Origin of the sequence: Brucella cytisi (genome assembly GCF_038433355.1) — a bacterium.
Classification (GTDB): Bacteria; Pseudomonadota; Alphaproteobacteria; order Rhizobiales; family Rhizobiaceae; genus Brucella; species Brucella cytisi.
The window spans coordinates 103,605-123,405 of record NZ_JBCAUP010000017.1 but is presented as its reverse complement, the minus strand read 5'-3'; the positions used below and the strand labels follow the sequence as shown (position 1 = coordinate 123,405).

Here is a 19,801-nt window from a genome sequence, read left to right as displayed (position 1 = left end):
ACGGCCAGTGTTTCCGCGCCTATGTCGAGCAGCAGTTGGTCCCGGTGCTCAAGCCAGGCGACATTGTCGTCATGGACAATCTCGGCAGCCATAAGTCGGCAACCATCCGTCAATTGATCAAAGCCGCTGGCGCGCGGCTCTGGTTCCTGCCACCCTATTCGCCGGACCTCAATCCGATCGAACAAGCCTTTTCCAAGATCAAGCATTGGATGAGAAATGCACAAAAGCGCACCATCGAAGACACATGGCGTCATATCGGCAGGCTGGTCGAAACCATCCAGCCCGCCGAATGCCAAAACTATTTGGAAAACGCCGGATATGGTTCCGTTAAAAGGTGAAACGCTCTAGCCATGATACACTCGGCATGGTGATTGAGGCTGTTGAAGGCGGCAAGTTTCAATTAGCGACATAAAAGTCACGCGTTGACAGTCCCGAATCTCCCAAGTGTCGCAGTATGATAGCCACTGCTAATTTTCAGAGAAATTTCGATCGATCGCAATAATTAGGCGTAGGACACTGGCTCGAGCAACAGACTCTTGCCACATAGGAAGACCGCTTTCAACATCTGCCAGCTTGAAACCTGCCAGTGGCGCTTCCACCGGAATCTGATCAACGTTGCAAGCGCAGAGATATCCGCTTCCGGGGAGTCGTGAAATATCTCCGAACGACCGAAATTGCGCGCAAAGCTGCCGTTCGATGATCATAAACACACTTAAATAAGACCGAGTGCGAGCCGAGAAGCGCTTTATCTCGTGATGGATCACACGAGTGACGCTTGTCCCAGATTACTGTCGTTAAGGATTTACAGGGTTGCCTTGCTTTTTGAACTTCTTTGAAAGATCAACTAGCTACTCCAGTCATACGTTTATTTTTCAGCTGGCTCTCTAACCAAGATTCCGAAACCCCGCCCATTCTCATCGGAAATAAAGGTTATACCAGCTTCTTCCAGCACGCCTTTAATGCGTTCCAGGGTCGCGGGTCTTAGCTCTTCTCCTCTTTCGAGCCGTACAATTGTCTGGGTTGATACGTTTGCGGCGGCCGCTAATTTCAGAACGCTCCATCCCATCGCAACCCTTCCCAATCTGCCTTGAAGCCCATTAATCACCATGTCATGGTGAAAATTGTTGCACATTGAGGAAACATCCTGTAGCTTAACTCAGATAAAGCGGCCGTTCTGAGTGTTAGCACCACCCAAAACGACCTGACCACAACCAAGCTGTAAGGAGCTCGGATCATGGCTGATTCTGAGAATAGCAGAACTTTGCCTTCACGCACCCACAGAAACCTACTTTCCGCTGTCGAAGAATTTCTTTCCTGCAAATCGGAGCCAAACGCCCCTGCCCCTGGCGACGATCGTGCAGTGTTGAACTGGGAAATCTGGCAGCAAGCCTATACTGAATTTTGCCAGTTATGCCGATTGCAGCAGCACCTCGAAAGAAAACTGCTCGAAGAGGTCGGCGAGCCCTACATCCGGGTAGAAGTGCCTGGAGAAGGAACGGTTTCTGTAAAAAGTTACAAAGACATTGAACTCGTCCTGCCCGGTCCCGCACTGGCTGAAGCTCGCGCAGAAGCAGAGGAACGGTTAAAGCAGCATTATTCGCTTTGGAAGGTTGCAGACAAGCTTACAGGTTATACGCGCGCCCTTGAAGCAGAGAGTGAAGCTTCCGACCGTGAACAGGCGGCTGCACAGGTCCTTTGGGATACACCGGCTCACTCCATTCATGGTGCAATCGCGAAACTGCACGTTCTAATAACACTCGGCGTGCTTTCGCCCGATTGCGATGAATTCCCCTGGCCACCGCTCCGATCCGTGCTTGCCGATCTGATGACCATGGTGAATGAAGCAAGTCTCAGTCCTCCTTGCGAGGACTGATGAGCTGCTCGATGGTCACATCAAGCGCAGCTGCAAGTTTCGCCATATTTTTCAGTGTTGGCGAATGCTTTCGATTCTCAAGGTTCTGAATCGTCGAGCGGTGTAAACCGGCGCGAAAACCCAGCTCTTCCTGAGAGAGTTTTCGCTCTTCCCTGAGCCAGAACAGATTGCGAGCAAAGATGTCACGGTCTTTCATCCTTGAACTTATTGCGTTCTGTTGAGTATTCCACTACAGAGTAAACTCTACATTATCACAGGAGGGCTAGTCAGCCGGGCAAAACAGGCCCGGATGAGGAGGACAGAATTTTTCGCGGGAGAAGCACGAGCCCGAATTGTGGCGTGCTGCGAAACATCCAAGGGAGCATTTCAATGACATTGATCGGCACTTTTCGCCGGGCGCTGGTTTGCGCCGGCGTGAGTATCTCGATGCTGGGAGGCCTGACAGCGATTGAGGCGAGCGCGCAGACGCTAAAAGTCGCAACCGCCTACAAGCTTATGACACTCGACCCGCATTATGCGGATCTCAACGAAAACACCTCACTTCTTTCCCATATTTTCGAAAGGCTGGTTTATCAGGACCAAAACATGGAGCCCAAGCCGGGCCTGGCCAAGTCCTGGAAGCGGCTGTCAGACAAACAGTGGGAGTTCAAGCTTCGCGAAAACGTGAAGTTTCATGACGGCTCACCGTTTACGGCACAGGACGTCATCGCCACCGTTGAACGTATCCAGCATTATCTGAAGCCGCCAGGCGGAGGGCTTGCAGCCTATACGCAAGCCATCAGCAAAGTCACCGCGCCAGACGCGCATACCGTTGTCTTCGAGACAAATGAAGCTCATCCGACCCTGCCATTGTCGCTTGCATCAATATTCATTGTGCGACATGACGACAGCGGTTTCAAAGCGACCGACGAGATGAACCGCGGCTCGGCTGTGATTGGTACCGGCCCTTATAAATTCGATAGCTGGCAGTCAGGCGAAACCCTGAAACTGGTTAGAAACGACGACTACTGGGGTGCAAAACCAGCCTGGTCTGAAGTAATATTCCGCATTATTGAAAGCCCTGCCGCCCGTGTCGCTGCCCTGGCGACCGGTGATGTCGATCTGGCTGACTATATCCCGGCACGCGATGTCGAAATGCTCAAACAGCGCGGCGCAAAAATTGAAAGCACCAGTGCTGCGCGTTCCAATTTCCTGCAATTTGATATCGGTCGCGAGAAGCTTCCCGGTATAACCGGCAAATCCGGCGCTCCCCTTGCAAATCCGTTTCGCGATGTACGGGTACGCAAGGCTTTGACAATGGCGACAGATCGCGATTTTCTGGCACAGAAGATCCTGATGGGCTATGGAAGCCCCGCCTCCCAGCTTTTTCCGACCGGGTTACCTGGCACCTCCGACCAGCTGTCCGTCAACAAACCTGATTATGAAGGTGCCAGGGACTTGCTATCGCAGGCAGGTTTCAAGGACGGTTTCAACGTCGAGCTCGGCGGTCCCGGAGGACGTTATCCAGGTGACAGTGAATCCCTGCAGGCCGTCGCACAGAACTGGGCGCGCATAGGCGTTCGCGTAAAACCGGCTGTTGCACCCTATTCCGTCTATGCAAACAAGCTGACCCAAGGTGATTACCCGGTCTGGTATGCTGGCTGTTCCGGCGACGCGGTTACGATCTGTCTTGATGCAGTCTTGGCTTCGAAAAATGACGAGCAGAAAACCGGGTCGTTAAATTATGGAGACTATCGCAACGCGGCGTTCGACGAGGCGCTTGCCAAAGCAGAGGACATTGAGGTTGGCCCGAATAGGGACGAGGCTGTCGCTCGCGCCACCGATCTTGTGATGGCGGACTATCCGATTATTCCGCTCTACCATTTCCATCACATTGCGGGCTATGGAAAGCGCGTCGCCTCCTACACAGTTCATCCACGCGGATGGACGACAGCCATGCAAGCCGTGCCGGCGGGAGAGTGACCATGGGACTGATCGCTGCCGTCACTGGTCGTCTCGGACAGGCCGTTGTTCTGCTTTTCGTCATGTCACTGATCGGGTTTATCGGCATTCATAGTGTTGGAAACCCCGTCTTCAACATCGTCAATATGGAGACTGCGACTGCTGAGGATATAAGAAACGCAACGATTGCGCTCGGGCTGGACCAGCCTATCTGGCAACAGTATCTGATTTTTGTGAAATCGCTTCTCACCGGGTCGTTTGGCACCTCGTACATCTACCATCTGCCGGCCTTTTCATTGGTCATGACCAAGCTGCCGGCAACATTCGAACTGGCTTCTGCAGCAATGCTGATAGCGGCGCCCGGCGGTATCCTGCTTGGTCTCATTGCCGGACGCAAACAGGGATCCCTGATTGACCGGATCATTCTGAGATCCAGTGTCTTTGCGATCAGCATTCCTGCTTTCTGGCTCAGCATGGTTCTGATCTTGGCCGGAGCGGTCATGATGGGATGGTTTCCGTCGGGCGGTCGCGGTGACACGGCACAAATGTTCGGCGTCGAGTGGAGTTTCCTGACAGCAAACGGGTTAAAACATCTGGTTCTCCCCGCGCTTTCACTGGCCATTCCAAACATCGCGCTGATTGCAAGATTGGCCCGCGCCGGGACAGTAGAAGTGGAAAATCTCGAATTCATCCGGTTTTGCCGTGCAAAAGGCCTGTCATCCAGCCGGATTCTGTTTCGTCACACACTTCCCAATATCAGTGCGCCAATCGTGACGGTGATCGGCCTGCAATTTGGCGCCATGCTGGCCTTTGCAGTGGTTGTTGAAACGATTTTTGCATGGCCTGGTGTCGGCAAGCTGCTTATCGACTCGATACAGCTTCTCGATCGCCCGGTTGTGATGGCGACACTGACATTCGTCTCCGTCACCTTCGTTGTGCTCAACGCACTCGTCGATCTCTTTCATGCGTTCATTGACCCGCGCATTCGCCATTCTTCACAAAGGTAAGCTCCCATGAAAGCCGAAACGCTCCGGAAGTTCTGGAAGCTCCCTTCCCTGCTTCCCAAAACGCCATCGACGGTCATCTTCACCGTCTTTGTCCTTCTCGCTCTTGCGGCACCGCTTATAGCGCCGCAAAATCCCTACGATCCTCTTCAGATTTTCGCATGGGAGGCCTCATCTCCGCCCGGGACCACGGGAAGCGGCGGCTATGTGTATCTCCTTGGTACCGACGGGCTTGGACGCGATATCGCAAGCACCATTCTATACGGTTTGCGCATCAGCCTCACTGTCTCCCTGATCAGTACCGCAATTGCTGGTCTGATCGGACTGACTGCGGGTGTCACAGCTGCCTATTTCGGTAACCGGGTCGATGTCATCATTATGCGGACAGTCGATCTGTTTTTGAGCCTTCCCTCAATGCTCATTGCTCTGATTGCGATTGTCACACTGGGACCAGGTGTGGACCGTATCGTCCTGGCACTGATCATAGTGCAATGGGCGAATTACGCACGCGTTGCGCGCGCAGTTGCGCTAAGCGAACGCGGGAAATCCTATATCGACGCAGCACATTTGCTGCGATTGCCAACGTTTCGGGTGATATTCCGGCATCTTCTCCCGAACAGCATAGCCCCCGCACTCACGCTCGTTCCGATCGAAGTCGGGCACGCGATCGCACTTGAAGCGACCCTTTCCTTTCTCGGACTTGGTGTCCCTGTCGATCAGCCATCGCTTGGTTCAGCCGTTGCCAATGGATTTCAGTATCTGATGACCGGCCAGTACTGGATCAGCTTTTTCCCCGGCCTTGCCCTGTTCGGGCTGATCGCGAGCGTGAACTTCGTGGGCGAGGATATCCGTCACAGATTTGATCCAAGGAACAACACACGATGACCACGGATTTGAACACCAACCTGCTGGAGATCAGCAATCTCTCCGTGCAGTATTCTACGTCAAGTGGACCAATTCCAATCCTGCACAATGTCAGCACAGTACTCGGCAAAGGTCAGATCCTCGGCATAATCGGCGAATCCGGTGCAGGCAAATCCACTCTGGGGAATGCTGTCATCGGATTGCCTGGAGCGCGGTTCAAACAGACTTCCGGTTCTATCCGGTTTGCCGGACAAGACCTTGGCGGGATCAATACGCAGAGCGCGGAGCAAGCAAGAGGAAGGCGGATCTCGGCAATTTTTCAGGACCACACGGCATCACTTGATCCGTTGATGAGTATTGGCGCCCAACTGGATGAAACAATCAGTCTGTTCTATCCAAGGCTTTCCCGTCATGAGATCCGCAAACGCGGGATTGAAATCCTGGAACGGGTTGGTATTCCGCAACCGGAGCGGCGGTATAATGACTATCCTCACCAGTTTTCCGGCGGTCAGCGGCAACGCATCGTAATTGCCATCGCCCTGGCAGGATCCCCGGAGGTCATTATTGCTGATGAGCCAACCTCTGCGCTTGATGCAACCGTGCAAAAACAGATCCTTGTGCTCCTGCGCAAACTCGTCGACGAAACCGGTGTGTCAATCATGCTGGTTACCCATGACATGGGTGTTATAGCCGAGATCGCGGACAAGGTTCTGGTGATGCGTCACGGACGTGTTGTCGAGCAAAACCTGACCAGCACCATTCTGGATACACCACAGGATGACTATACGCGCAGATTGCTCGCTGCTGTTCCGCGGTTACGCGTATCCGGTGGTGATACCCGATCCGATATGGTGGAGTCTTCAAACAGGGTTGATGCACCAGGTGCGGACATGAAACAGGCCGTCGATATTCTGGTAGCCAGAGACGTTTCGAAAAGCTTCCGTTCCGCAGGATTACCGTGGCCTTTCTCTCGACCCGCACCTCAAAAAGCGCTGGACCAGGTTTCGATCAGACTTCAACGCGGCACCATTACCGGCATCGTTGGCGAAAGCGGCAGCGGTAAGACAACCATGGGGCGGATCATAGCTGGGCTCGAGACAGCAAGTGACGGCGAGATCGTCATCGATGGATCAAAATTCGACGTCTCGAAGAAGGGTCGATCGAGCGGACTTCTTGGACGGGTCCAGATGATTTTCCAGGATCCGTCTGTTTCCCTCAACCCGCGCATGACAATCGCCGATGCCCTTGAAGAAGCTGTTCGGTCGACAAACCGCCGTGTCGATCGGCCAACGACGAATTCTGATGTCGGAGAGATGATGGAGAGACTCGGTCTGCCCAGGAGTTTCCTGTCTCGTTACCCGCACCAGCTATCAGGCGGACAGAAACAGCGGATCTGCATTGCACGCGCCTTGCTTGCGTGCCCGGAGATCATCGTTGCCGACGAACCAACCTCGGCACTCGATGTCTCGGTTCAGGCCGAAATCGTCGGGCTCCTGAAAGAGCGGATCGTGGAAGACGGCATATCGATGATCTTCATTTCGCATGATCTTGCCGTCGTTCAGGATTTGTGCAGCCAGATATACATTTTGAGGAACGGTCGCGTTGAAGACAGCGGTCCGTCGGCAACCGTGTTTTCGCAGTCGCGAAATACCTACACGCGTAGTCTGGTCGAGGCCCGATCTCACCGATTTATCCAATAAAAGCACAACATTCCCGTCAGACGCAACCGGCCATGGGCATTGAACTGACGTTCAGGTTCCCGGAGCCAGTCGCAACACTTACGAAAAGAGGTGAATTATGAGCAACAGCTTCACTGTCGCTGTGACCGGGCAGTCCCTGATCAAGCACGATATCCGCAGCATCTCCAATCCAGCGTTTCAGGATGTCCGTGCAATATTGAAGAGCGCCGACCTGGCATTTACGAACTTCGAAGGTACGATTGCCGGACGCTTTGGTGGCTGGCCTCTGAAAGGCTCGTTTTTCGATTGCAGCAAGCCGGTCGTTCTGGATGCATTGCAGGATACTGGATTTCGGGCTCTGTCGCTTTCCAACAACCATGCATTTGATCTGGGGCCGTCGGGCATATTGTCAACTCTGGAAGAAGTAGAGGAGCGGGGTTTCCTGCACGCCGGTATCGGTCGCAATCGCAATGAGGCTGCACAACCAGGTCTGGGTCAAACAGGTGAGCGCAAAATTGCCATCGTCGCGATGGACGCCGGCCCCGGCCCTGATTTCATGTATGCCGATGACGCAGGCAAAGACCGTCCGGAACGCCCGGGCATCAATCGTCTTGGCACATCGCAGCTCATCGATGTTGATAATGTTACATTCGACGAACTCCGTTCGGTGCGAGAAAAGGTTGGATATACGGAACTTGCCCTGACCAATGACAGTCAACCGAACGACCCATATCCGGTCAATGAGCGAGAGGAAGTCTGCATCGGACGAGCGGTCTTCCGGCGATCGGATGAGTTCCGGCGAAGCGTAAAGATCGACGAAGGCGATCTCAATATAAACCTTCAGGCTATCTCCGATGCCGCTCAGGACGACCGTCTTGTGATTGCCTATCTCCATCATCACCACTGGGCAACGGATTGGCTTCAGGTGCCCGACTGGGTCAGAGGCGTCGCAAAACAATGTATTGATGCTGGTGCGGCGGCCTTTGTCAGTCACGGGGCACCCGTCCTGCAGGGAATGGAGATCTATCGGAAGAGACCTATTTTCTACAGCCTTGGTAACTTCATATTTCACGTGCCATCAGATGAAGGCACATGGCGCGCACCAGAGGTCTGGGAGAGCGTCATGGGTGCATGTTCGTTTGACGATAACAATAACCTGAGCGAGGCAGTCCTTCATCCGCTTATTATCGGTGGTGAACAGGCGCTGGGCGGAGCGACGTTCGAGCAGCGTCTGGTGCCTGAACTGGCGAGAGAGCAAAACGCAGATCGTATTCTGCATCAATTTGCGGAGCGGTCATCCATTTTTGGAACAGACATCGAAATTTCCGAAGGCTGTGGTCGTGTTCGCCTGTGACCGATCCACACTTTGGCACGATCATGCAAACTCCCCGGGAATGGAAATCACACGATATGGATATCAGCAGTGAACTGACGGAGCGGTTTTTCCGCTATGCGGCAATTGCCAGTCAAAGCAACGCCGCCTCAACGCAATTGCCATCGTCTCCAGGACAGATGGAACTGGCGCATTTACTGGCCAGAGAACTGAACCTCATGGGCATTCAGGATGTCATCGTCGATGATCAGGCCATCGTCACCGGGATAAGGCGCGGTACTCACCCCCACGCGCCGCGTATCGGCTTTATCGCCCATCTCGATACGGCAGATGTGGGTCTGTCGGCGAGCATCCGTCCTCAGATACATCACTTCACCGGTTCAGATCTCTGTCTTGACCGGGAACAGGATATCTGGCTGCGCGTTCAGGAGCATCCGGAGATCAATCGATGGGTTGACCACGATATCATCACAAGCGATGGAACAAGTGTATTGGGGGCGGACAATAAGGCCGCAATCGCTGTCATCATGACACTTCTGGCCCGTTTGGAAGGGACCGGCAACTATGGTGATATTGCAGTCGCCTTCGTTCCTGATGAGGAAATCGGCCTGAGAGGCGCAAAGGCACTGGATCTGGAGCGTTTTTCCTGTGACTTTGCCTACACGATCGATTGTTGCGAACTGAGTGAGGTCGTAACAGAGAACTTCAACGCAGCATGTTGCGAAATCATCTTTGAAGGTGTCAGTGCCCACCCGATGTCGGCCAAAGACAAACTCGTAAATCCCGTATTGATGGCGCAGGATTTCATCGGACAATTCGATCGCAAGGACACACCCGAACATACTGAAGCGACGGAAGGGTTTTTCTGGATATCCGACCTTGTCGCAAACGACAGCAGAGCAACATTGCAGGTTTTGATACGCGATTTCGAGGCAGGTTCATTCGAGGCCCGAAAGCAGAAACTTGCAGCAATAGTGGATGTGACGAAACGACAATATCCGTCCGGCAACATCCAGTGCCGAATAACCGACGAATATCGCAACGTCGGTCCGTGTCTTTTGAAGGACACCCGACCGATGGAATTGCTCTTGACGTCTCTCGTTAGACTGAACGTGGAACCTAAGCTCATGGCGATGCGCGGAGGCACAGATGGAGCAGTTCTGTCGGAGCGCGGTATTCCAACGCCCAATATGTTCACGGGGGCCTATAATTTCCATTCCCGGTTTGAGTTTCTACCAATCCCGGCCTTCGTTAAATCGTTCGAAGTAGCAGCCATGATCTGTCGTCTCGCCGCCGATCAATGCGATCCTCACGCGCAATCCCCTTCCACACGAACCGCTCGCCCGCGTTCCAGGCCAATTAAGAATCCTTCTCCACCCCGATCGCCTTCGAACACCAGACCATTTCCATTGGACAGCAATGCGTACAATCGCCCGTGACGATCGAGCATCCTGTAGCTGCAATACAAAAGGTAAGTGCCATGCGATCCGGGTTTCAGCCATCATCCTCACGCGCCCCGATTAAGTAAGCCGAACAGCAGTCTGTTCCTCGCAAGGAATTGACGAACTCTCCCCGGAAAACAAAGTACCGCTTTACTGATTATAGCGACAAACAAAGAAAGGATGCGGCCTAGGCCGCATCCTCGACGTCGCGATGATCGAGCGCCAGAGACATCAGCCAGTTTCTTGCCTCGGAGGCTTTGGAAGCAGCTGTGAAGACTGCCTTCTTGTCGGACTTCAAGACGGTCAGCCAGGTCTTGATGTACCGGGCGTGATCGATCCGCGGCTCAGGCGTCAGGCCGAGATCGCTACACAGGAAGGCTGCGCCAAGCTCGGCGACGAGTTCTTCCATGGCATAGGCTTCAGTGCCAAATCTGCCGGAAAGATCGCGTGCAAGGCGAGTTTTCGAGCCAGACCAGTGAGTGAGTTCATGGCATAGGGTGCTGTAGAAGCTTACGGCAGCGCCGGTAGCGGCTGTGCCGGTAAAGCGGCGACGCTCTGGAATCCGGATGATATCAGCTGACGGGTCATAACAGGCTTCATCGCCGCCTTCCTCGATGATAGCACCTGTGGCCTTCAGGAAGGCTTCAGTCCCGGCAATCGGATCGAATGAAGGCTTTAGCGGGATATAGGTCTGATCGGGGGCGAAACCATCCACCTGGGCGGCATTGAAAACCCGGCTGGCGCGCGCAACCGTGCGTTCAGCCTGCTCGGGCAGGTCCGTCCGATCGTCGATCTGCTCGACATTCAAGGTCTTGTAAAAGACAACGAGGGAAGATTTCTCGCCCTTTCGCACCTGGCAACCGGCATCTTGCCACTGGCGGTATGTGCCCCAGACGTTGGAGGGATACCGAGAGGCCTGCGCGGAGACCCAGAGGCTGACAATGTTCACGCCGTTATAGGGCTTGCGTGATGCGATATTAACGGGGCGGGCGAAACTTCCGGCTGTGTTAGTGATCCAGGGAAGCTGGAATTCGCCTGCGTTCTCGAGAGCATCGACGATGCGATTGGTGATCTCCTGATGGACATCGGGGCTGGATGAAGATGATCTGGACATAATTGTCTCCTTTCGCTGTAGAGACCGCGACCATCGCGGCCTGATGGCGTCCGGAGAGACCGGTCAGAACAGCCCTTGCACCCCGAAGGGGCGGGCGAAGCGAAAAGACGGTGCGAACCGTTGCATGGGATGGGAGGGACCTGTCAGGAAAGCCTGAAAAAGGCAGCTATGGCCGTGGCTCTTTGCGACAGGCGGAATTTGTAGTTAGCAAACAACTCACCGCGTCAATCGGCACGAACCTCGCAACGCTCAGCTCCGGGATAATAATGATTTCTCCGATGAGGCTTCACAACACCTCCGTCACCCGCCTGCCGCCTTCGGGATCGTCCAGCGCGCCTCGGTGAAGCGTTGAAGGCGCAGCCGACAGATATTGGTGATAGTCGGATAGATGCGAGGTGCATCGCCATGCAGGCTCATGTCCAGCTGACACGTGCCTTCCTTACTGGCGAAAATGACAGTCCCGGCGATTGTCTTCTCAATCCCGGCAAGTGCCCTCCGGTCGGTGTGACGAGCACGTGCTTCCTGAAACGAACGCTGGAAATTTGCCAGCGCCATGTCTCAGAACAGAAAACGCCCCTCCTCCCGATCGGTTATCTTTACCGGGCCAGGACCTTTTAGTTGACTGAATCCCCGGAGCGCAGAATGTTGCCATCGGGCTCCAGCAGATCAGCAGGTGAAACTTCCAGAATCTCTGCAAGGGTGGCGACCATATCAATGGTGGGACTATAAATGCATCTCTCCAGTGAACTGACATAAGTTCGGTCAATACCGGCCTGATGTGCAAGTTTTTCCTGTGACAGGCCCCTGGCGTGTCGCAGCACTCTCAAGTTGCGTGCAAATATCTCACGAATTTTCATTATCGCAGTCATGCGCGCTGCGGTGCATTCATCTACGGAGTAAACTCGACAAAACCGAATGACTTCGCTAAACTTTGAGATTGCGAATAGTCATCATGCGCGACCAGTCAAATATTCCCTTCCGACAGATCGGCAGAGAACATGGGCACGGACGGAAATTCGTTTCAAATTTCGCTAGATCGTTGAAAATAACCCTGCATCATTTCCTGCAGGGATCAGAGCACGAGGCGGCGGACCATCAAGACGTCGTCAATTTCTCTACCCTCGTGAATATAAGCGCCGGGAACCCTGCCAACCTCGACAAAGCCTTCCCGTTGATAAAAACTGATTGCCACAGAATTCTCTGCACTTACAGTCAGTTCCAGCTGCCTTACGCCGATATCCCGCGCAAATTTTTCGATCGCGCTGAAGAGTTCCCTGGCAATCCCGCGGCCGCGAAGGTTTTTTCGAAGATAGACCATAACGATGGTTGCACGATGGGCAGATCGAGCTCCTTTTTCCCGCAGCAACCCAATAAGACCAACCGGGTATTCACTCTGAAATGCAATGAACACGGGTTCGTTTAACCGTTGCTGCCAAACTTCAGACGGTAACGCATGCCAGTCCTCGAACGTGCTTGCGAAGGACGCCGGCTCCAGGCAGAGAGCTTCCAGTCGAATGTGGCGAAAAGCATCCACATCGTCTTTACCGACACGGCGGATTATTATGTTTTCTTCTTCCAAAGACCTTCCTCCCGGCCCGTGAGTGCTGTTGCCTCGCGGGTCATTATATGCGGTCGAGTAAATCCTGGCCGGAACATTTGCACCAGAGTTCATCACCCGTGAACCCTGGAAGATCGGCACTTGCCTCAGCCAGTGTCAGTTGCCCGAACCTCTGGAGCAGCGAGGCGAGTGTTTCGGGGTTCTCGGCAACGAAAAACTGCCATGGAGTAACGCAAACCGGTGCAATCGTCCGATGTCCCCAGACACTGGGTATGGGATCGGCTCGAATATCCTTTGCCAGTTCGGTATTGCGAGGGGTCGATGAGCGATCCAGTGCCGCCAGTAATGTGCTGCGCATCAAGGGATAGTAAACAACTTGCCGACTGCCTCCCATTGCACGCAGGCCTGGAAGGATTGCGATCACAAGGAACACAAGAAACAGACCAGGGACTATGTCGCCCACCTCCAGCGCATCTGCCAGGGACCGGGAATTGAACCGTATCTTATACGTCCCCTCGTCATTGGATAATGTCGTGCCTTGCAATCTCAACGGCCTGAGCCGTCCCTCGCGTACAAACCAGAAGAAATGCGTATTGAATTTGAACCAGCCTGCCCGGGGTCCATCGTTCAGTTTATCGACCGCCTGCAAGAATGCTGCGATCAATTCGGGAGCATCGATGAAACAGCGCGTTAGCCAGCTATCGGGATCTCTTAGGTGATCTTGTACCAGCAAGGCGACATCTGCATCATCAAGTTGCAGCAAATTGATATCAGGGCCAAAGCAATACTGCCAAAGACGCTTGTTCGCGGATTTGATCGCCTCGGCCGCTGAGCAGAATTCCTGACCGGGAATGATACTTGCCAACCGGTCGAGTGCGGTTTGGTTAACCATGCCATCGGTTGGCTTTAACGCAAAACTGTGCAGAGCATGACGACCGCAAATGCTATATGGTTCCATCTGGCGACGGGATAATCCGAATACATTCACATCCTGTCCATCGATCCGAAGCCAGCCTGGACCCTTTTTCGCTTTCTCTGTAAATTTCACGGTCGAGACTGAATAATTGACGTACCAGTTCTCGCAATGTGCCGTTAGTCCCATCATGCTGAACAAATGCGTGTAGAAGGCATCCGGTTCGATCATCAAATGGCAGTGTGGGCCCGTCTGGATCGTAGGTCTGCGTTGAATAAAGTCGATTAGCTGGTCCGTTTCGGCTCTGCTATATCCGCTCCTGGCAGCGCACCGGCGGAAAAGATTGCATAGCCTGCTGAATCCATCTCTCCTTATGTCTGACTGTGGAGGTTCCATGCCGTCATAAAGAGCATGCGAATAGTCCTTCACCGGGCGGTTCCAATAGTGCGCAACCAGGGGAACAAGACGGTCCAGTGAATGGCGGATGTCAGATGGCGTCGTCAACGGTGATCACCTCTGCCTGGACGATGCGCTTTGAATTTAGTTCTCGGTACTGTCAACGCCAAACCGCCAACAGTACCGACGAACAGCCCGTAGATTGCAATAACGCTGGAAGACGCGAGCCGATCACCGTTCAACCAGATTAATGTATAGACGAACAAGCCGCATCCCGTGGCCACAGTATTAATTACACCCTTCGCGCGCCCAATCGACGCGATGTCGACTGTTCGCTGGATCTGAACGTCCATGCTTATCCGGCCCAGATTGTAAAATCCGCCAAGCACGAGAAGCGTGATCCCTGCAGCTAGTGCATTGGGAAACATCCAGAGTAGAATGAGCCCGCCCCCTAACATCAACAGGCAAAATGGAAGTTCGGGCAAGGGCGCTCTCATCCTGGGCCCCACCGACAAAACCAGGCAAACCAGAACGGCGCCAAGGGCCCAGGCCGATTCCAGCCGTCCGAACAGGAAGGCGTCTCCGCTCAAGACCTTGAGAACATATGCTGCGAGCAATGCATTAATGACAGTTCCAGCACCAAAGACGAGGCTATAGCATAAGACAGCGACACCTTGATTGTTCTCACTCCAGTGGCGAATGGAGATATAGTGCTTCCATTGCCCGTCGCACTTTCCATAAACTGGTCGCAGAAAAGCAGGAAGCCTCATCAGGAAGGTTATGACAGCAGACAGGCAGAAGACGATGCCCAGCGACGAGATTGCCAGATCATAGGGTAGATAATGAAGAAGGAAACCAGAGAAAAGCGCCCCGACAAACGTGCCCGATTGCATCATTAGATAGGAGGCCGAGTTGGTATTGACCGCTCTTTCCTTTCCAGTCAGAAAAGGGATGATTGATTGCATGGCTGACAGGTAGCCACGATCTGCGACGGAAAAAAGCGCAACCGACAAATACAGACCTGGAACACCAGCATCGACGGCCACCAGGAAGCCGGTCAATACCACAATGACGGCACGAGCTAGATCCAGTCCGATTGCGAGGCGCCGACGATCTGTAGCATCGGCAAGGAAACCAATAATCCCACTCGACAGAAACTGGGCCAGAGTGCCTGTCAGAAGCAAAATCGTTACCGAACGCACGCTGTTTGTCGAGCCTAGAACAATCCATGTCATGCAGACAAAGTATGCATTTCGACCGACATTCGAGACAAACATTCCGGCCAGAAAGAGGATTGGCGGAGACCCGTTGCTGCAGGCACCGGACTGACTTTCAGACATTGCCGTCACTGTTCGTTGCAAAGTTGCGAAATCCCGGCAGTTTTATCGAAAACCCGGGCAAGCATTCAGGCAGGATCTCATACATGTACTCATGCGGTATGCATGGTTCACACATTCTTTCGACCAGTTGTCCAAGATTTTCAGCATGATCGCTTGCGGCCAGCGTGTAAAAATTCCCGCTGTTCCATGTCATGCAGGCATAATTGAAATGTTCCCTCAACACGGCGGCCATTGTATCCACAGTGACCTCGTTCAGATTCATGCCGGCAAGAATCTGTTTGTTCTTCTGTTCGATCTGTTCACTTGAAAAATACCGTACCTTATAACCATAGTCTTTTTGTAATTCCCGTCGAATATATTCTGCTGGACTGGGCTGTCGAAACTTTTCGACAAAAAGGAATATTCCGTCTTTCTTCAAATATTGTTTTACAAAGCCAATCTGCGCAGACCGGTTGGGCGAATACATCTGAAAGGTCGTATCTTCGACAATAACATCGAATTCTCCACCCAACTGACTGAGAACAGGATCAGTTTTCAGAAATGACGAACTCAGCCGATGAAACGGTCCATGGAAGAAGGAGGCAAAACGGGGGCTGCCATAGCGGAGGAAATTCTCCTCATTTTCTTTATTGGGACTGCATGACAGGGTCAAAATTTTCCCTTCTCCCAGTTCTGCCAGTGTTCGAGCAAACGTTCCTTCTGCTGCTCCGAGGATGTAATACCCGACTGGCGTTCCTCGATTGCATCTAGCGTATTCCAGTAAAGCATCGCCCAGCCTGATCTCTTCCTCGAGACGATAAGGTATGCTGCTGAAATAATGCGGATCGAATTGCCCCCATAAGGCTCGCTGCGTTTTTGCGAACCGGATCAGGCGAGGATCATGCTCGAGCAACCGTAGATCAATACGGGGAAATCGTTGTGGTATGCCCGATTTTCCGCCGGCGGTTGCCGAGAAAAATTCAAACATTTCATTTAGCCTCGGCGCGTTCTCGCATTCGTCATAAAAGTCTGTCGGTCGTTTGGGCATTGCAGTCCCCTCCTCGACTTACTCCAGAAAGCGCATCGCTGTTGATCAACGGCGTTGACCAGCCCTTTGCGGATCCATTGTCGATAAAAACAGACCACCTCATGCCTGTCGGCACCAGATGCAAATTTGCACCTGATGGTGAAGTCGATAAACTCACCATTCTTGTTCAGAAAATTTCACATAAACAAAGCATTATAGAGTTAACTTAATGCAAAGACCGAGAGGTCAGCTCTTCGCAATACAATTATCGCAAGTTCTACCATTTTCTTAATGTGGAGCGAATGAAGTTAGCGACCGGCGTCACCTCACCGGCCCGTTACCGCCTATCCGTTTAATCCCCCCACTCATCGTTCCATGGTCGAAATTTGACGAACAGACGCATCTGCTATCAGTCGATTATTAACCGGCTCCGGTTGCTCGCTCTTGGTACTCAAAAAGGTCCTGTCCAGATTGCCAACAGGGTTGCTTCCGCACTCAGGCGAGAAGCGGTGACGATGCAAATTTGTCCAGTCGGCTACCTTGCCGCGATGATTAGCAGGAAACCCTGAACAACGCCTTCGAGCACGACCTCGGCCTTGTGGTCATCAGTGCCCTGGAAGCAGGAAGCAACCATCAGATTTAACAGTGTTGAGGGATTGCCTGTCAGGATCCCGGCTTGAGCAAAGCGTTTGTCATAAATACCCCGACGCATTCTCCATTAAGCGAATTGCGTCGGGGTTTGATAAAACGAGTATATTCACCCTGGCGGATCAAAGGCCGGGTTTACTTGTCTTCAGGCTTTACCCAGACGTTTGCGCAGTTCAGCGTTTTCGGCCCGCAGCTTGTTTGCCAGTTCCTTACGCAGTGCAAGGTTTTCTGCTTCCAGATTGATCAGAGCTTGCAAATCGTTAACTGGTGAACCCTTTGCCGGTGCTGGCTTTGCTTTTCCGGTCGCGTTCTTCCAATTATAATAGGTTTGTTCGCTGACCTCCAGTTTCTGCAAAGCAGTTTTCAGGGTACTGCCGCTGCTGGTCGCTTTCTCCACCGCCGCAAGAAGTGAAGCTCGTTGAGTGGGCGTATATCTTTTCACGGTGCGCGTGGCCGGCTCTGTTTTGGATGCAGCTTTCTGAACGCTTACAGTTTTAGATGCCGGACCGGACGATTTTGCAACTGACGCGGCTGCACTCTTGGCTGACTTGGTATCAGACTTTTTGCGCGTTGCCCTCACCTTTGGCTTCGCGACAGCCGTTTTTACAACTTTGGTTTCAGTCGCATTCTCACTAACGTTTGTATTGTTTTCGTCAGCCACGATATGTCTCTCCTGAGCTAGTATCCGTAATGGTATTCCGAGTATGAGCATATAAGACAATGCATACTGTAACAATAGGGACTGCATATCTTTAAGATTTCCTGATCGTCCGGCGGTAGTGCTTGCTTGTCTACCATTGCGAACGTCTTTGAGAATTTGCCCGGACTATGAGGATGGTGGAAGAAGTCAGCCGATAGTCGGACCGAAACCCTGTAGCGGTCGCAACAGGGTGTGCTGTTCAAGCGAAACTGGCAGCAACGTACAAGCAACACGATATCCGCATTATGGCCAGAGACTGATCGGTTTGCTGCGACGTCGTCAGGGTCTTATACGCCGATCAATGTGGAAGTTGCCGCGACGGTTTCACGGGAGAAACAGGCTCCGCCACGTCATGTACTTTTTCTCAGGCACAGCCCATCGCACAGTCTCGAGAACAGTGACGTGATACCGGGAAATACGGTGCTTTCCGGGGTCCCATGGCCATTTCTTGCGCCATCATGTTTCACCTTTTGCATTTCAGACAACTTTCTATCGTGGGCCCAAAACACAAACTCCGATTATCGCCTGAACGGGCACAACCGGAATTTCATTCAATCAACAGCCGTTCCCGTTTCGCCCAAACTGATAATCGCGGAAAGCTCTCAACGAACATGACCTTTCTAACACTGATTGAAAATATCGCTTTCTGCGGAACGGATCATTGTCTTGCCTGGAGGGAATAACGAACAGCGGCCAAAGGCATTAATATCGCAAGAGATATGGTCGAAGCTGAGCTACGGTCCACCCTCGATTAAAGGATCGGATAAACAATATGTTGAAGGACCATTTTAAGGGGACATATCAATGACGGCGCCTTTGTGTTACTGCCCCTTCGACAAGGCAGCAATCTCACCAAACGCCGGCAACTCATGGTCACCTATCCCTTTCCGCATCTCATAGAACCAGTAGCATGAACCGTGCGATGTGCCGCCAATTCCGTGCACTTTTAGTTTTCGGCTGTACCACCAGACCCGGAAGGTACTCTGGCGCGGTAACAGGTCTGCTTTTCGAGGGACCTCCAGTTGACAGATCAGCAAACTGGAGGCCTTTATTCACTCGAAACCGGTCAGCCGGAGGTCTGTTCGCAGAATACTGACAGCTGTCGGCGAAAGCTATGGTTCAAACGCAAGCCGGGTTCCGGTTGACCCGGGCGTTTTCACGAACTAACTGCGGACAATATTCTCGCACGTCAGTCAGCCTGGTTTTCGGACTGACGGTTGGAGTTTTACAACGAGCCGGAACGGAGATCTAATGAGCGCTTATGTTGCCCTGTTACGCGCGGTGAATGTTGGTGGAACCGCCAAATTGCCGATGTCCGAGCTCAAAGCGATGTGCATTGCAGAAAATTTCGAAAATGTTCAGACCTATATCGCAAGCGGTAATGTCGTTTTCTCGTGTGAGCAAACCGAGCTGGAAGTCAAAGCAGCGCTTGAGAAGCGCCTGACGACCTATACCGGCAAGCCGGTCGGTGTCATGGTCCGTACAGCCCGGGAAATGGCCGACATTGTCGAAGCAAATCCATTCCCCGACGCTCCGCGCAACCGAACCGTTGCTATTTTTCTGGATGCATCACCGTCTGACAACACGCTGGAAACAGTGAGCGGACGAAAGGATGAAGAAATCATTCTGGGCAGACGAGAAATCTATGTGGCATATGGCGCAGATATGGGACGATCGAAGCTTAGAATTCCAGCTGCAGCAAGTGGCACGGCCCGAAATATCAACACGATCACCAGGCTTGCTGACCTTTTGGCATCGATTTAAATCGGGGACCGGTCACATCCGCTTACGAATACCGGATAAAGAAACCGACTGCCCGATGTCTGAACAAGACAAACATGCCACAACAATGTGTAAATGAAACGATACAGCGTCTAACTGTGCGATCGCACTCCAGTCGCATGGGTGCACCGGAACGTGCAGGAGATTCCGCAAAATAATGGCATCTTTTACTGCACATATTCAATGAAGAGCCGGCTCATTCCCTGCC

19 protein-coding genes are annotated in these 19,801 nt (G+C 52.8%); 9 read left to right on the top strand and 10 right to left on the bottom strand.

Annotated features, from left to right (window positions below; translation table 11 throughout):
- On the top strand, positions 1-338 hold a 338-nt coding region (locus AAE521_RS17165; protein WP_342060584.1), incomplete at its 5' end, for a transposase.
- Between the two features lie 527 nt (positions 339-865).
- Here AAE521_RS17165 and AAE521_RS17160 read toward each other — a convergent pair.
- On the bottom strand, positions 866-1,132 hold the full coding sequence (locus AAE521_RS17160) for a helix-turn-helix domain-containing protein (RefSeq protein WP_374864928.1): 267 nt from the start codon (positions 1,130-1,132) through the stop codon (positions 866-868).
- Positions 1,133-1,363: 231 nt separating this feature from the next.
- Between AAE521_RS17160 and AAE521_RS17155 the strand changes: the two genes are divergently transcribed.
- A complete protein-coding gene (locus tag AAE521_RS17155; RefSeq protein WP_342061963.1) occupies positions 1,364-1,873 on the top strand; it encodes a hypothetical protein in 510 nt (169 codons plus the stop codon).
- Here AAE521_RS17155 and AAE521_RS17150 read toward each other — a convergent pair.
- Positions 1,851-2,069, bottom strand: a complete 219-nt coding sequence (locus tag AAE521_RS17150) for a helix-turn-helix domain-containing protein (protein WP_342061962.1) — start codon at positions 2,067-2,069, stop codon at positions 1,851-1,853. The genes AAE521_RS17155 and AAE521_RS17150 overlap by 23 nt on opposite strands.
- A 173-nt stretch (positions 2,070-2,242) precedes the next feature.
- Between AAE521_RS17150 and AAE521_RS17145 the strand changes: the two genes are divergently transcribed.
- The 6 genes from AAE521_RS17145 to pepT all read left to right on the top strand — a co-directional run bounded on the left by AAE521_RS17145 (position 2,243) and on the right by pepT (position 10,133).
- Positions 2,243-3,835: an ABC transporter substrate-binding protein gene (locus AAE521_RS17145; protein WP_374864926.1), complete on the top strand. Its 1,593-nt coding sequence runs from the start codon at positions 2,243-2,245 to the stop codon at positions 3,833-3,835.
- A 2-nt stretch (positions 3,836-3,837) separates the two neighbouring features.
- Positions 3,838-4,821 (top strand): ABC transporter permease, encoded by a 984-nt coding sequence (locus AAE521_RS17140; RefSeq protein ID WP_342061961.1) that lies wholly within the window; start codon positions 3,838-3,840, stop codon positions 4,819-4,821.
- A 6-nt stretch (positions 4,822-4,827) separates the two neighbouring features.
- Positions 4,828-5,703, top strand: a complete 876-nt coding sequence (locus tag AAE521_RS17135; RefSeq protein WP_342061960.1) for an ABC transporter permease — start codon at positions 4,828-4,830, stop codon at positions 5,701-5,703.
- Positions 5,700-7,382, top strand: a complete 1,683-nt coding sequence (locus AAE521_RS17130; RefSeq protein ID WP_342061959.1) for a dipeptide ABC transporter ATP-binding protein — start codon at positions 5,700-5,702, stop codon at positions 7,380-7,382. The genes AAE521_RS17135 and AAE521_RS17130 overlap by 4 nt, the downstream gene beginning before the upstream one ends.
- A 97-nt stretch (positions 7,383-7,479) precedes the next feature.
- Entirely contained in the window at positions 7,480-8,715 is a 1,236-nt protein-coding gene (locus AAE521_RS17125; protein WP_342061958.1) for a CapA family protein, read from the top strand.
- Positions 8,716-8,771: 56 nt separating this feature from the next.
- A complete protein-coding gene (gene pepT / locus AAE521_RS17120; protein ID WP_342061957.1) occupies positions 8,772-10,133 on the top strand; it encodes a peptidase T in 1,362 nt (453 codons plus the stop codon).
- Between the two features lie 190 nt (positions 10,134-10,323).
- Here pepT and AAE521_RS17115 read toward each other — a convergent pair whose 3' ends face one another.
- From AAE521_RS17115 to AAE521_RS17080, 8 genes are all read right to left on the bottom strand, one after another.
- Entirely contained in the window at positions 10,324-11,250 is a 927-nt protein-coding gene (locus AAE521_RS17115) for an ArdC family protein (RefSeq protein ID WP_342061956.1), read from the bottom strand.
- 300 nt (positions 11,251-11,550) lie between these two features.
- On the bottom strand, positions 11,551-11,805 hold the full coding sequence (locus AAE521_RS17110) for a hypothetical protein (RefSeq protein WP_342061955.1): 255 nt from the start codon (positions 11,803-11,805) through the stop codon (positions 11,551-11,553).
- Between the two features lie 59 nt (positions 11,806-11,864).
- Positions 11,865-12,107, bottom strand: a complete 243-nt coding sequence (locus AAE521_RS17105; RefSeq protein WP_071631043.1) for a helix-turn-helix domain-containing protein — start codon at positions 12,105-12,107, stop codon at positions 11,865-11,867.
- A gap of 215 nt (positions 12,108-12,322) precedes the next feature.
- Positions 12,323-12,829: a GNAT family N-acetyltransferase gene (locus AAE521_RS17100; RefSeq protein WP_342061954.1), complete on the bottom strand. Its 507-nt coding sequence runs from the start codon at positions 12,827-12,829 to the stop codon at positions 12,323-12,325.
- Positions 12,830-12,872: 43 nt separating this feature from the next.
- Positions 12,873-13,952, bottom strand: a complete 1,080-nt coding sequence (locus tag AAE521_RS17095; RefSeq protein ID WP_342061953.1) for a hypothetical protein — start codon at positions 13,950-13,952, stop codon at positions 12,873-12,875.
- Positions 13,953-14,221: 269 nt separating this feature from the next.
- On the bottom strand, positions 14,222-15,394 hold the full coding sequence (locus tag AAE521_RS17090) for an MFS transporter (protein WP_342061970.1): 1,173 nt from the start codon (positions 15,392-15,394) through the stop codon (positions 14,222-14,224).
- A 55-nt stretch (positions 15,395-15,449) separates the two neighbouring features.
- A complete protein-coding gene (locus AAE521_RS17085; protein WP_342061952.1) occupies positions 15,450-16,484 on the bottom strand; it encodes a class I SAM-dependent methyltransferase in 1,035 nt (344 codons plus the stop codon).
- A gap of 772 nt (positions 16,485-17,256) precedes the next feature.
- Positions 17,257-17,772, bottom strand: coding sequence for a transposase (locus tag AAE521_RS17080; protein ID WP_342061951.1), 516 nt, complete (start codon positions 17,770-17,772; stop codon positions 17,257-17,259).
- 1,290 nt (positions 17,773-19,062) lie between these two features.
- Between AAE521_RS17080 and AAE521_RS17075 the strand changes: the two genes are divergently transcribed.
- Positions 19,063-19,575 carry a DUF1697 domain-containing protein gene (locus AAE521_RS17075; protein WP_342061950.1) on the top strand — a complete coding sequence of 171 codons (513 nt, stop codon included), beginning with the start codon at positions 19,063-19,065 and terminating at the stop codon, positions 19,573-19,575.
- Positions 19,576-19,801: the final 226 nt, after the last annotated feature.

Coding starts and splice junctions, on each gene's coding strand:
- AAE521_RS17160 (WP_374864928.1), bottom strand. CDS start 1,132: ATGTGCAACAATTTTCACCATGACATGGTGATTAATGGGCTTCAAGGC.
- AAE521_RS17150 (WP_342061962.1), bottom strand. CDS start 2,069: ATGAAAGACCGTGACATCTTTGCTCGCAATCTGTTCTGGCTCAGGGAA.
- AAE521_RS17145 (WP_374864926.1), top strand. CDS start 2,243: ATGACATTGATCGGCACTTTTCGCCGGGCGCTGGTTTGCGCCGGCGTG.
- AAE521_RS17140 (WP_342061961.1), top strand. CDS start 3,838: ATGGGACTGATCGCTGCCGTCACTGGTCGTCTCGGACAGGCCGTTGTT.
- AAE521_RS17135 (WP_342061960.1), top strand. CDS start 4,828: ATGAAAGCCGAAACGCTCCGGAAGTTCTGGAAGCTCCCTTCCCTGCTT.
- AAE521_RS17130 (WP_342061959.1), top strand. CDS start 5,700: ATGACCACGGATTTGAACACCAACCTGCTGGAGATCAGCAATCTCTCC.
- AAE521_RS17125 (WP_342061958.1), top strand. CDS start 7,480: ATGAGCAACAGCTTCACTGTCGCTGTGACCGGGCAGTCCCTGATCAAG.
- pepT (WP_342061957.1), top strand. CDS start 8,772: ATGGATATCAGCAGTGAACTGACGGAGCGGTTTTTCCGCTATGCGGCA.
- AAE521_RS17115 (WP_342061956.1), bottom strand. CDS start 11,250: ATGTCCAGATCATCTTCATCCAGCCCCGATGTCCATCAGGAGATCACC.
- AAE521_RS17110 (WP_342061955.1), bottom strand. CDS start 11,805: ATGGCGCTGGCAAATTTCCAGCGTTCGTTTCAGGAAGCACGTGCTCGT.
- AAE521_RS17105 (WP_071631043.1), bottom strand. CDS start 12,107: ATGAAAATTCGTGAGATATTTGCACGCAACTTGAGAGTGCTGCGACAC.
- AAE521_RS17095 (WP_342061953.1), bottom strand. CDS start 13,952: ATGATCGAACCGGATGCCTTCTACACGCATTTGTTCAGCATGATGGGA.
- AAE521_RS17090 (WP_342061970.1), bottom strand. CDS start 15,394: ATGTTTGTCTCGAATGTCGGTCGAAATGCATACTTTGTCTGCATGACA.
- AAE521_RS17085 (WP_342061952.1), bottom strand. CDS start 16,484: ATGCCCAAACGACCGACAGACTTTTATGACGAATGCGAGAACGCGCCG.
- AAE521_RS17075 (WP_342061950.1), top strand. CDS start 19,063: ATGAGCGCTTATGTTGCCCTGTTACGCGCGGTGAATGTTGGTGGAACC.